This is a genomic window from Streptococcus sp. oral taxon 431, from assembly GCF_001553685.1.
GTDB lineage: Bacteria > Bacillota > Bacilli > Lactobacillales > Streptococcaceae > Streptococcus.
Window position 1 is genome coordinate 818,370 of the sequence record NZ_CP014264.1, and the last position, 12,443, is coordinate 830,812.

A 12,443-nucleotide genomic window follows, 5' to 3' on the forward strand; every position below is an offset into this window, starting at 1 on the left:
TAACTCATAGCTCTGAAAAAGCAAAACATTATAAAAGAAGGAGAAGATAGCATAGTCTTCTCCTTTATTAATTGGGTAGTGAGGTGTATAATGAAAGTAAGAACAAGCACGAAGGAGTAGTGTATGAAAAAGATTGATCAAGCTCTACTGAAAAAAGTTATCATTGAGCGTCCTTGTTCTAGTCATAAGGGAGACTATGGTCGTCTTCTCTTGATTGGAGGGACTTATCCCTATGGGGGAGCGATTATTATGGCTGCCTTAGGGGCTGTTAAAAGTGGCGCAGGCTTAGTGACAGTAGCAACGGATAAAGAGAATATTTCAGCTCTACATAGCCATCTGCCAGAGGCTATGGCTTTTGACCTTGGTGATAAGCAGTTACTTGAGCAACAGTTGCAGAAGGCTAATATTGTCTTGCTTGGACCTGGACTAGTGGATGATAAGCGTGGAGAAGAGCTTCTCCAAACAGTCTTTCATCATTCAAATCAAGACCAGACTCTCATACTGGATGGTGGCGCCCTATCTATTTTAGCGAAGGCTGAAATGAAATTTCCCAAAGCCCATCTAGTTTTAACTCCTCACCAAAGGGAATGGCAAGTCTTATCAGGCTTAGATTTGGATTCCCAAGGAAGCAAGGAAACTGGAGAGACTTTGAAGAGCTTTCCTTCAGGAACGATTTTGGTTCAAAAAGGTCCTGCTACTCGAATCTGGCAAGCTGGACAAGTTGATTGTTATCAGCTGAGTGTCGGTGGCCCCTATCAGGCAACTGGGGGCATGGGAGATACTCTGGCTGGGATGATTGCTGGCTTTGCAGGCCAATTTCCACAAGCAAGCCTCTATGAAAGAGTGACAGTAGCGACCTATTTACATTCAGCCATTGCCCAAGAACTAGCTGAGGACAACTTTGTAGTCTTGCCAACCACGATCAGTCAACATATCCCAGCCTTCATGAAGAGGATACAAAAAGACATCTGAGGTTTTCAGGTGCCTTTTAAGGATTAGAAGAGTCCTTTGACCTTATCAACAAGATTACCGATTCCTTCTGAGCCTGAAATCAAAGTTTGTGCTTGGTTAAGATACTCACCGAGTTGGTCCTTGTTTTCTTCGACAAAGGTTTTTGCGGCAGCCAAATCTTTTTTCTCGATTAGCTCTTTTACTTGATTAAACAAATCTAATGGGTTCATGATGTCCCTCCTTTTCTAAACTTCTATTCAATCATTTTTTAGAAAAACTTGCAAGAAACTTGACCCTTCCAATAAAGTTCATGGATGTCAAATTGTGTAAATTTTGATATAATTTTAATGATGAATTTTAGAAATGATCGGTACGTGGTCGTGGATTTAGAGGCGACCAGTACCGGAAGCAAGGCAAAAATTATCCAAGTGGGAATCGTGGTCATTGAAAATGGCGAGATTGTTGACCAATTTGCAACGGATGTCAATCCCCACGAACCCTTGGATTCTCATATCAAAGAATTAACGGGCTTGACCGATCAGCGACTAGCAGAGGCACCGGAATTTTCTCAGGTGGCTGGAAAAATTTTTGACTTGGTCAAGGACGGTGTTTTTGTTGCGCACAATGTCCAGTTTGATGCCAATTTGTTGGCAGAATTTCTCTTTTTTGAGGGCTATGAATTGCGCACTCCCCGTATCGATACAGTCGAGTTGGCACAGGTATTTTATCCTCAACTTGAAAAATACAATCTGGGGATTCTCTGTCAAGAGTTGGGTATTTTACTAGAAAAGGCCCATACTGCCCTATCAGATGCCCAAGCAACAGCAGAGCTCTTTCTCTGTATGCGACAAAAAATGTTTCAACTGCCAAAAGGGTTGTTGGAGCGCTTGTTAAGTTTGTCAGATGGTTTACTATATGAGTCTTACCTAGTCATCGAGGAAGTTTATCAGAAGCAGTCCATCCTAGTTGAACATGACCTGGTAGAGGTGCAAGGTTTATTTTTAAGAAAAGAGAAGCCAGTCCTTTCTCCACGTAAACTATCTAAAGATTTCCAAACCAATATTGCCTTGTTGGATTTGGAAGATAGAGCTCCACAAGCTAGCTTTTCTCAAAAGGTTCAAGATTTTCTACAGAATGAGAAAATTGCTTTTGTGCAAGCTCAGACTGGAATTGGGAAAACCTACGGCTATTTGTTACCCGCTTTATCACTAGAAAACGAAAAAGGAATCCTTCTCAGTGTTCCTACTAAAGTTCTACAAAATCAAGTGATGCAAGAAGAGGCTCGTAGATTGGAAGAGGTCTTTCACCTTTCGATTCATAATCTTAAAGGACCACAGAATTATCTAAAACTAGATGCCTTTCATGCAGCACTAGAGGAAGAAGAATCCAATCGCTTGTACACACGTTTTAAGATGCAACTCCTAGTTTGGTTGACCGAAACAGAAACTGGAGATTTAGATGAGATTGGACAACTTTATCGCTACCAGCAGTTTTTACCAAACTTGGTACATGATGGGAATCTTCCCAAAGCTTCTCTCTTTTGGTTAGAGGATTTTTGGAGACGGGGGCAGAAAAAAGCTCGCTCTTGCCAGCTACTTGTGACAAATCATGCTTATCTCGTTACCCGACTTGAGGATGATCCCAGTCTACTAGAGGGCCGTCTCTTGATTTTGGATGAGGCCCAGAAGATCTTACTAACTTTGGAAAGTCTTTTACAAAAGAGTTTCGTTTTAAACGACATAGTAGACCAGCTAGATCAAGCTCTAGTTCGAGAAGAAGGGACGCTTCAGAGACGCTTGATGGAGAGTATTCGCTTTGAGCTTTGTCATTTGATGAACCAGTTCCTATCTGGCAAACGAAGAATGTGCCCTGCGACAACAATGGCACAACTCCAACAGGATTTCTCAGAGTTAGAAGTTCAAGGTTTCAAGGACTGTCAGCGATTTTTCTGCACTGATGGAGAATTTTGGCTATCAGCCTCAGACTTGTCTAGCAAGAAGGTTGTCATTTCTTCCAGTCGCAATCAACGTCTGCTCTTTTCGGAAATCTTTCCAGAGAGTTGTCAACTCTTAGCTGTCTCTGCAACTTTGGAAATTAGTAGCAGAGTATCTTTACCAGAACTAATGGGATTCCCGCATGCGGCCTTTGACAGACTGGATGAGAATTTTCAAGAAAATCAAGAAATTTTGGTTGTTAAGGATTTTCCATTGGTGACTGAAACCTCTCAAGAAGACTATGCTCATGCTCTTGTAGAAGTGCTGGAAGATTTGTCTTATCTTGAAGAGCCCATGCTCGTTTTATTCACTTCAAAAGACCTTTTGTTGCAGGTATCAGATTCTTTATCTCTTTCTCATTTAGCCCAATATAAGAACGGGGATCCGGTTCAACTCAAGAAACGATTTGAAAGAGGAGACTCTCAACTCTTACTAGGGACAGGTAGTTTTTGGGAGGGAGTTGATTTTGCGACTCATCCTCGAGTGATTGAAGTGGTGACACGCCTGCCCTTCCAAAATCCAGAAGATCCTTTTACGAAAAAAATGAATCAGGAACTGCGTCTTGAAGGGAAAAATCCTTTCTACGACTATCAACTGCCAATGGCTATTATTCGCCTCAAACAAGCAATTGGTAGAACCATGCGTCGTCTAGGGCAACGCTCCTCTGTCCTTATCTTGGATAGCCGAATGACAAGCAAGCGATATGGAAAGCAGATTGACAAGGCTTTGTCACAGACTAGTCGAGTCAGAGAAATTGGCAAAGAGCAAGTATTTTCAAAAGTTCAAGAATTTTTACACAAAAAATAAAATAAACATCTGAAAGAATGAAGGAGACCTTTATGAAACGTTCTCTCGACTCTCGGGTCGATTATAGTTTGATATTGCCAGTATTCTGTTTGCTGGTGATTGGAGTTGTGGCTATTTACATAGCTGTCAGTCATGACTATCCTCAAAATATTTGGCCTATTCTCGGTCAGCAACTAGCATGGATCGTCTTGGGAATTATCATCAGCTTTGTAGTCATGTTTTTTAATACAAAATTTTTATGGCAGGCAACTCCCTATCTCTACGCCCTAGGTCTAGTCCTCATGGTTTTACCCTTGGTTTTTTACAATCCCAATTTAGTTGCAGCAACAGGGGCCAAAAACTGGGTGTCAATTGGAGGAGTGACACTTTTCCAACCTTCCGAATTCATGAAAATTTCCTATATTTTGATTTTGGCTCGGGTCATTGTTCAGTTCACACAAAAACATAAGGAAAAAGAACGAACGATTGCATTAGACTTTCACTTGATACTGTGGATGATTGTCTTCACACTGCCAGTCTTAGTTTTACTGGCCTTGCAGAGTGACCTAGGAACGGCCTTGGTTTTTGTCGCCATCTTTGCTGGACTGGTCTTGCTTTCTGGCGTTTCTTGGAAAATTATCATTCCAATTTTTGCGACAGTTGTATCAGGAATTGCAGGATTTTTGGCCATTTTCATCACAAAAGATGGGCGTGCTTTTATGCATCAGATCGGGATGCCAACCTATCAGATCAACCGTATCCTTGCTTGGCTCAATCCCTTTGATTATGCACAAACGACCACCTATCAACAGGCGCAAGGGCAAATCGCCATTGGAAGTGGAGGCTTATTTGGTCAAGGATTTAATGTATCCAATCTCCTCATTCCCGTTCGTGAGAGTGATATGATTTTTACAGTCATTGCAGAAGATTTTGGTTTTATTGGTTCTGTCCTTGTAATTACACTTTATCTCCTACTTATCTATCGAATGTTAAAAATCACTCTGAAGTCCAATAATCAATTTTATACCTACATTTCAACTGGCTTCATTATGATGCTCTTGTTCCATATCTTTGAAAATATCGGTGCAGTGACAGGCCTCCTTCCTCTGACAGGGATTCCTCTGCCTTTCATTTCCCAAGGGGGATCAGCCATTATCAGTAATCTAATTGGTGTTGGTTTGCTTCTATCGATGAGTTATCAAACGCATCTAGCCGAAGAAAAGAGCGGTAAGACAAGATTTAAACGGAAGAAAGTTGTTTTGAAAAAAGTTAAATAAGGAGTAAATCATGGCTAAAGTTGCAGTTATCTTAGCAGATGGCTTTGAAGAAATCGAAGCCCTAACAGTTGTGGACGTATTACGTCGTGCCAATATTACTTGTCATATGGTTGGTTTTGAAGCTCAAGTGACGGGATCACATGCCATCCAAGTACAAGCAGATCGTGTGTTTGATGGTGATTTATCTGAGTACGACATGATTGTCTTACCAGGAGGTATGCCAGGTTCAGCTCACTTGCGTGATAATGAGCAATTGATTGCTGAACTTCAAAAATTTGAGCAAGTTGGTAAAAAAGTAGCAGCCATTTGTGCAGCACCAATTGTACTGAATCGAGCTGGACTCCTCAAGGATAAAGGGTTCACCTGCTATGATGGTGTCCAAGAGCAAATTGCTGATGGCCACTATCGCAAGGAAACAGTAGTTGTTGATGGTCAGCTGACTACCAGTCGCGGGCCAGCAACTGCACTTGCCTTTGCTTATAACCTAGTGGAGCAACTTGGAGGCGATGCAGATGGTTTAAGAGAAGCCATGCTCTATCGTGATGTGTTTGGATTAGATTAACTAAAACGAGAGGAATCTATCAATTAGGGGATTCTTCTCGTTTTTTACTGTTAAAATAGAAGGAAATCGTCGCTTTTTTGATAAAAAAATGCTATAATGAAGGGTATGAAATATCACGATTACATCTGGGATTTAGGTGGAACTTTACTTGATAATTATGAGACTTCGACCGCTGCTTTTGTGGAAACATTAGCTCAATTTGGAATCGAGGAAGAACATGATAAAGTTTACAATGCCTTGAAAGTGTCAACTGCTTTTGCGATTGACCAATTTGCCCCAACAATAGAGCATTTTTTAGAAAAATATAAGGAAAATGAAGCGCGAGAGCTTGAACATCCTGCCTTGTTTGAGGGAGTACCTGCTTTATTGGAGGAAATTTCAGACCAGGGAGGACGGAACTTTTTAGTTTCGCATCGCAATGACCAAGTTTTGGAAATCCTTGAAAAGACTGGAATTGCTGACTATTTTACAGAAGTAGTAACAGCTAGCTCTGGCTTTAAGAGAAAACCAAATCCAGAGTCTATGATCTATTTGCGAGATAAGTACAAGATAAGCTCTGGCATCGTTATTGGTGATCGTCCTATCGATATTGAAGCTGGACAAGCGGCTGGCTTAGCGACGCATCTCTTTGAAAATATCGTGACATTGAGACAAGTATTAGAAATGTAAGAAAAAGGGAAAAAATGACAGAAGAAATCAAAAACCAACAGGCACAGGATTATGATGCCAGTCAGATTCAAGTTTTGGAAGGTCTGGAAGCCGTTCGTATGCGTCCTGGAATGTATATCGGGTCGACTTCAAAAGAAGGTCTTCACCACCTAGTCTGGGAAATCGTTGATAACTCTATCGATGAGGCCTTGGCGGGATTTGCTAGTCATATTCAGGTTTTTATTGAGCCAGATGACTCTATCACGGTTGTTGATGATGGACGTGGTATCCCTGTTGATATTCAAGAAAAGACAGGTCGTCCTGCCGTTGAAACTGTCTTTACCGTTCTTCACGCTGGAGGTAAATTTGGCGGTGGCGGATACAAGGTTTCAGGTGGACTCCACGGTGTAGGTTCATCCGTTGTAAATGCTCTTTCTACTCAGTTGGATGTTCGTGTTCACAAAAATGGAAAAATCCATTACCAAGAATACCGTCGTGGACATGTTGTTGCTGACCTTGAGGTGATTGGAGATACTGATAAAACAGGTACAACCGTACACTTTACTCCAGACCCAGAGATTTTTACAGAAACAACAACCTTTGATTTCGATAAATTAAACAAACGTATCCAAGAACTCGCCTTTCTGAATCGTGGCCTTCAAATCTCCATCACTGACAAACGTGAAGGACTTGAACAAACCAAGCATTATCACTACGAAGGTGGGATTGCGAGCTATGTTGAGTATATCAATGAAAACAAGGATGTCATTTTTGAAAAACCAATCTACACTGATGGAGAAATGGATGATATCACAGTCGAAGTAGCCATGCAGTACACAACTGGTTACCATGAAAATGTCATGAGTTTCGCCAATAACATTCATACTCATGAAGGTGGAACCCATGAGCAAGGGTTCCGTACAGCCTTAACCCGTGTCATTAACGACTACGCTCGTAAAAACAAACTCCTCAAAGACAATGAAGATAATCTAACAGGTGAGGATGTCCGTGAAGGATTGACTGCTGTTATCTCTGTGAAGCATCCAAATCCTCAGTTTGAAGGACAAACGAAAACTAAACTTGGAAATAGTGAAGTTGTCAAGATTACCAACCGACTCTTTAGTGAAGCATTTTCAGACTTCCTGATGGAAAATCCTCAGATTGCTAAGCGTATCGTTGAAAAAGGGATTCTGGCAGCTAAGGCGCGTGTCGCAGCCAAGCGTGCGCGTGAGGTTACTCGTAAGAAATCTGGTTTAGAGATTTCAAACCTTCCAGGGAAATTAGCAGATTGTTCCTCAAACAATCCAGCTGAAACTGAACTTTTCATCGTCGAAGGAGATTCAGCAGGAGGTTCTGCAAAGTCTGGTCGTGACCGTGAATTCCAAGCGATTTTACCAATTCGCGGTAAAATCCTCAACGTTGAAAAGGCCAGCATGGATAAAATCCTTGCCAATGAAGAAATCCGTAGCCTTTTCACAGCTATGGGAACAGGCTTTGGTGCTGAATTTGATGTCAGCAAGGCCCGTTACCAAAAACTCGTTATCATGACGGATGCCGATGTTGATGGAGCCCACATCCGTACCCTCTTGTTAACCTTGATTTATCGTTATATGAAACCCGTTTTAGAAGCAGGTTATGTTTATATCGCTCAACCACCAATTTACGGTGTTAAGGTCGGCAGTGAAATTAAAGAATACATCCAACCTGGAGCAGATCAAGAAACCCGTCTACAGGAAGCCTTGGCTCGCTATAGTGAAGGACGTTCAAAACCAACTATTCAGCGTTATAAAGGTCTTGGAGAAATGGATGATCATCAACTTTGGGAAACAACCATGAACCCAGAACATCGTCTCATGGCTCGTGTATCAGTTGATGATGCTGCAGAAGCAGATAAAATCTTTGATATGCTCATGGGTGACCGTGTAGAACCACGTCGAGAATTTATCGAAGAAAATGCTGTCTACAGTACGCTTGACGTTTAAAAAAATTGGGAAATAGTTCCCATGGTTTGAAAAATATGATATAATCATTACAATTGTTTCATGTATAAAAAGGAGTTTGATATGTCTGATAATCTGTTGATTATTACTATGATTGCAATCGCGGCTCTTCTGATTATTGCATATGTTGTGGCAGTTTTGTTACGCAAACGCAATGAAAAGAGGCTGGCAGTATTAGAAGAAAGAAAGGAAGAGTTGTATAACCTTCCAGTTAACGATGAAGTAGAAGCTGTTAAGAATATGCATCTGATTGGTCAAAGTCAGATTGCATTTAGAGAGTGGAACCAAAAATGGGTAGACCTATCACTCAACTCATTTGCGGATATTGAGAATAATCTGTTTGAAGCAGAAGGGTACAATAATTCATTTCGTTTCTTGAAGGCTCAACACAAAATTGATCAAATTGAAAGCCAGATTACCCTTATCGAAGAAGATATTGCTTCCATTCGAAATGCTTTGGCAGATCTAGAAAAACAAGAATCCAAAAATAGTGGTCGTGTCTTGCATGCTTTAGATTTATTTGAAAGCCTGCAGAAAACAGTCGCAGAAGATTCTGAGAAATATGGTCAAGCACTTCCTGAAATTGAAAAACAATTGGAGAACATCCAATCTGAATTTTCTCAATTTGTGACGCTAAACTCTTCAGGAGATCCAGTTGAAGCAGCAGGAATTTTAGATAATGCTGAAAACCATATTCTCGCTTTGACACATATCGTAGAGAGAATTCCAGCAATTGTTACTAAACTAACGACTGAACTTCCTGATCAACTTGAAGATCTAGAGGCTGGCTATCGTAAGTTGCTTGATGCCAACTATCACTTTGTAGAAACTGACATTGAATCACGTTTACAGTTGTTGTATGAAGCTTTGAAAAATAACCAAGAAAATATTAAAAAATTGGAATTGGACAATGCTGAATATGAAAACACTCAGATTCAAGAAGAAATCAATGCTCTCTATAATATTTTCACACGAGAGATTGCTTCTCAAAAAGTTGTTGAAAACTTGTTGTCAACACTTCCAACCTACCTTGACCACTTAAAAGACAATAATCAAGTCTTGGTGAAAGATATCGAGCGTTTGAGCAAGACCTACTTGATGGCTGAGAGTGATGTAAATCATGTTCGTCGTCTTCAAGTGGATTTGGATTCCCTAGAACTTACAGTTAGCGATTTGACTTCAGAACAAGAGGAATATTCAGAAGCTTACTCTGTATTGGAAGAACGTTTAGAAAATGTTCAAGCTACATTAAAAGAAATTGAAGATGATCAAGTTTCAGTGAGCGAACGTCTAGTACAGATTGAAAAAGATGATGTTAATGCTCGTCAAAAGGCAAATGTTTACGTCAATCGCCTCCACACCATTAAGCGCTACATGGAAAAGAGAAATCTTCCAGGAATCCCACAGAACTTCTTGAAATTGTTCTTTGCTGCTAGCCATAGTACTGAGGATTTGATGGCAGAGTTGGAACAGTCACAAGTCAACATTGAGTCTGTCAATCGTATCCTAGAAATCGCGTCACATGATATGGAAGTTTTGGAAACAGAAACATACAGTATCGTGCAATATGCTACCTTGACAGAACAGTTGCTTCAATATTCTAATCGCTACAGATCATTTGATGAAGGGATTCAACAAGCCTTCCATGAATCTTTAGAAATCTTTGAAAATGCCTTTGATTATCAATCATCTTTTGAAAAGATTTCCCAAGCTTTGGAAGTTGCTGAACCAGGAGTAACAAATCGCTTTGTTTCTTCATATGAAAAAACAAGAGAAATCATTCGATTTTAATCAAGTGAAGGCGGTGGGACAGAAATCGATAGACAAAGTCTCGATTTCGTAGTCCCAGCCCCGCGAAGATGATTAGGAGTTTTTGGAGTCTAAAAGACCAACAAAAAGTCCAATCAGCTACCGCGTTAAAGTTTGATTGCTAATAAAAAGTGAGGTAGGGATCTTTTGTCCCAACCTCTTTCTTTTACCGATCTTTTTCTAAAAAATGGACATTTTCCTATTTATCATTGAAATTATAGGCATGATTTGATATGATAAGACTATGACAAAAAAAAGAACAAGCCGTAAAGTAAACGACAGAAAGAGAAGAAATTTGTGGATTATTGTGGGGCTTCTATTCTTCACAATCTTAACATTAGGAGTAAGTATTGCTTATAAAGTCTTGACGAAGCAAGCTTTTGAGCAAAAAATTGAAGCACTGAAAAAAGAAAAAGATGATTCCTATTCACAAGGAAGTCAGAAAGATCATTTTCGTAAAGGGCAGGCAGAAATCATCACCTACTATCCTATGACGGGGGACAAGGTCATTACCCCTGTTCAGGATATCATTGTAAAAGATATCACGGATAAGGTAGAAGATAAGGAAGATTTGATCTTTTACTACTCTGAGAAAGCTTCTTCTTCTATCAAGGGTGTGGAGAGTCATCTTGTGAAAAAACAGGTCTATGATTTGAGTGATTCTACTGTTGTAGAATTAGAAAATACATCATTGGATCAGCTTTATCTTAAGGAAGATGGGACCCTGTTTACTTTAGATCAGCTCTTTATAGATGCTAGCAAAGCCAAAGAAACAATTCTTGAGAATATCAAGTCAACGCTCCAAGATAAAAAGCTTGAACAAACTCTTGTTGATCAAGTAATAGCCGATTTTTTAGCTAGCGATTTATCATCTTGGAAGTTCGCATACAAAGATAGTCAATTGGTGTTATATCCAGTCAAAGCAACTAATAATGTAGAAGAAATAGCTTTACCTATTTCAGACTTCTTTGATGTTATCCAATCCTCCTATCTAACTGAAAAGGATGCAGAACTTTATAAGAAGGCTCAGGTTGAGAAAAATAAAAAAGTAGTAGCTCTTACCTTTGATGATGGACCGGACGGAAATACAACACCACAGGCATTGGATATCTTGGCTAAATACAAGATTAAAGCAACTTTCTTTGTCCAAGGAAAGAATATTGCAGGTAATGAGTCGATTCTTAAACGTATGCAGTCTGAAGGACATGAAGTTGGAAACCATAGTTGGAATCATCCAATTTTAACAAAGCTGTCATTGGAAGATGCTAAGAAACAGCTCACAGATACCGAAAACGCCATTACAAAAGTTCTTGGAAAAAGTTCTAAATTGATGCGTCCGCCATACGGTGCAATCTCAGATGATATTCGCAATAGCCTTGATTTAAGCTTTATTATGTGGGATGTGGATAGTTTGGATTGGAAGAGTAAAAATGAAGCTGCTATTTTAACAGAAATTCAACGTCAGGTAAGCAATGGATCTATCATTTTGATGCATGATATCCATCAAACATCTGTTAATTCATTACCAAAGGTAATTGAGTATCTGCAGGGACAAGGTTATAGTTTTGTTACTGTATCAGATCTACTCAACACTCGTTTGAAGCCACATGAGATTTACTATTCTCGTAACCAGTAAGGTCATTGTCGGCAAATATTTAGAAAAAATTAAAAAAAGATAGTTTTAATCTTGACAAGTAGGGGAAAACTTGATATCATATAAAAGTTGAGAAAAGCAGAAGTGAGAACTTCTCGCCTTGCGACTAACGTTGTCTGGCCCCTACGGATCAAATTTCAGAAATGAAATACAATCATGTAGTGCGGGTTTGCGTTAGCAAGTCCGCTCTTGTTTTTCTCTAAATTAAAAAAAGAGGTGAAAACCATAGCAAAGCAAGACTTATTCATCAATGATGAAATTCGTGTACGCGAAGTTCGCTTAATCGGTCTTGAAGGTGAGCAATTGGGTATCAAACCACTGAGCGAAGCGCAAGCACTTGCGGACGAAGCTAATGTGGACTTGGTTCTCATTCAACCTCAAGCTAAACCTCCTGTTGCAAAAATTATGGACTACGGCAAGTTCAAATTTGAGTACCAGAAGAAACAAAAAGAACAGCGCAAAAAACAAAGCGTTGTAACCGTGAAAGAAGTTCGTTTGAGCCCGGTTATTGACAAGGGTGACTTCGAAACTAAACTTCGCAATGCTCGCAAATTCCTTGAAAAAGGGAATAAAGTGAAGGTATCCATTCGCTTTAAGGGGCGTATGATCACCCATAAAGAGATTGGTGCAAAAGTTTTAGCCGAGTTCGCTGAAGCAACTCAAGATATTGCTATCATTGAACAACGTGCTAAAATGGATGGACGCCAAATGTTCATGCAGTTGGCGCCAGCAACTGACAAAAAATAATTGTCAGAAAGTTAA

Annotated in this window: 10 protein-coding genes and 1 other annotated feature; of the genes, 9 read left to right on the plus strand and 1 reads right to left on the minus strand. The window is 39.9% G+C overall.

What is annotated here, in order from left to right:
* Positions 1 to 123 precede the first annotated feature (123 nt).
* Positions 124 to 972, plus strand: a complete 849-nt coding sequence (locus tag AXE83_RS03845) for an NAD(P)H-hydrate dehydratase (RefSeq protein ID WP_060955515.1) — start codon at positions 124 to 126, stop codon at positions 970 to 972.
* 23 nt (positions 973 to 995) lie between these two features.
* Here AXE83_RS03845 and AXE83_RS03850 read toward each other — a convergent pair whose 3' ends face one another.
* Positions 996 to 1,181, minus strand: a complete 186-nt coding sequence (locus AXE83_RS03850; RefSeq protein ID WP_060955516.1) for a hypothetical protein — start codon at positions 1,179 to 1,181, stop codon at positions 996 to 998.
* 117 nt (positions 1,182 to 1,298) lie between these two features.
* On the opposite strand from AXE83_RS03850, the gene AXE83_RS03855 reads away from it, so the two are divergent.
* The 8 genes from AXE83_RS03855 to infC all read left to right on the plus strand — a co-directional run bounded on the left by AXE83_RS03855 (position 1,299) and on the right by infC (position 12,428).
* Complete coding sequence (locus tag AXE83_RS03855; protein ID WP_190279321.1) at positions 1,299 to 3,752, plus strand: bifunctional DnaQ family exonuclease/ATP-dependent helicase; 2,454 nt, start codon at positions 1,299 to 1,301, stop codon at positions 3,750 to 3,752.
* Positions 3,753 to 3,784: 32 nt separating this feature from the next.
* Entirely contained in the window at positions 3,785 to 5,008 is a 1,224-nt protein-coding gene (locus tag AXE83_RS03860; protein ID WP_060955517.1) for an FtsW/RodA/SpoVE family cell cycle protein, read from the plus strand.
* 10 nt (positions 5,009 to 5,018) lie between these two features.
* The gene (locus tag AXE83_RS03865) at positions 5,019 to 5,570 is read left to right on the plus strand and encodes a DJ-1 family glyoxalase III (RefSeq protein WP_060955518.1); all 552 of its coding nucleotides are present in this window, start codon (positions 5,019 to 5,021) and stop codon (positions 5,568 to 5,570) included.
* Positions 5,571 to 5,675: 105 nt separating this feature from the next.
* Positions 5,676 to 6,239: an HAD family hydrolase gene (locus tag AXE83_RS03870; protein ID WP_049531027.1), complete on the plus strand. Its 564-nt coding sequence runs from the start codon at positions 5,676 to 5,678 to the stop codon at positions 6,237 to 6,239.
* A gap of 14 nt (positions 6,240 to 6,253) precedes the next feature.
* Positions 6,254 to 8,200, plus strand: a complete 1,947-nt coding sequence (gene gyrB / locus AXE83_RS03875) for a DNA topoisomerase (ATP-hydrolyzing) subunit B (RefSeq protein WP_060955519.1) — start codon at positions 6,254 to 6,256, stop codon at positions 8,198 to 8,200.
* An 81-nt stretch (positions 8,201 to 8,281) separates the two neighbouring features.
* On the plus strand, positions 8,282 to 10,009 hold the full coding sequence (gene ezrA, locus AXE83_RS03880) for a septation ring formation regulator EzrA (RefSeq protein WP_060955520.1): 1,728 nt from the start codon (positions 8,282 to 8,284) through the stop codon (positions 10,007 to 10,009).
* Between the two features lie 262 nt (positions 10,010 to 10,271).
* Entirely contained in the window at positions 10,272 to 11,663 is a 1,392-nt protein-coding gene (gene pgdA / locus AXE83_RS03885; RefSeq protein ID WP_060955521.1) for a peptidoglycan-N-acetylglucosamine deacetylase PgdA, read from the plus strand.
* 88 nt (positions 11,664 to 11,751) lie between these two features.
* Positions 11,752 to 11,882 (plus strand) — a sequence feature (ribosomal protein L20 leader region).
* Positions 11,883 to 11,897: 15 nt separating this feature from the next.
* Positions 11,898 to 12,428 carry a translation initiation factor IF-3 gene (gene infC / locus AXE83_RS03890; RefSeq protein ID WP_000848177.1) on the plus strand — a complete coding sequence of 177 codons (531 nt, stop codon included), beginning with the start codon at positions 11,898 to 11,900 and terminating at the stop codon, positions 12,426 to 12,428.
* Positions 12,429 to 12,443 lie beyond the last annotated feature (15 nt).

Bases quoted from the DNA above. Each gene is read 5' to 3' on its own strand.
- AXE83_RS03870 (WP_049531027.1), top strand. From the start codon at position 5,676: ATGAAATATCACGATTACATCTGGGATTTAGGTGGAACTTTACTTGAT.
- AXE83_RS03865 (WP_060955518.1), top strand. From the start codon at position 5,019: ATGGCTAAAGTTGCAGTTATCTTAGCAGATGGCTTTGAAGAAATCGAA.
- pgdA (WP_060955521.1), top strand. From the start codon at position 10,272: ATGACAAAAAAAAGAACAAGCCGTAAAGTAAACGACAGAAAGAGAAGA.
- AXE83_RS03860 (WP_060955517.1), top strand. From the start codon at position 3,785: ATGAAACGTTCTCTCGACTCTCGGGTCGATTATAGTTTGATATTGCCA.
- AXE83_RS03850 (WP_060955516.1), bottom strand. From the start codon at position 1,181: ATGAACCCATTAGATTTGTTTAATCAAGTAAAAGAGCTAATCGAGAAA.
- gyrB (WP_060955519.1), top strand. From the start codon at position 6,254: ATGACAGAAGAAATCAAAAACCAACAGGCACAGGATTATGATGCCAGT.
- AXE83_RS03855 (WP_190279321.1), top strand. From the start codon at position 1,299: ATGATGAATTTTAGAAATGATCGGTACGTGGTCGTGGATTTAGAGGCG.
- AXE83_RS03845 (WP_060955515.1), top strand. From the start codon at position 124: ATGAAAAAGATTGATCAAGCTCTACTGAAAAAAGTTATCATTGAGCGT.
- ezrA (WP_060955520.1), top strand. From the start codon at position 8,282: ATGTCTGATAATCTGTTGATTATTACTATGATTGCAATCGCGGCTCTT.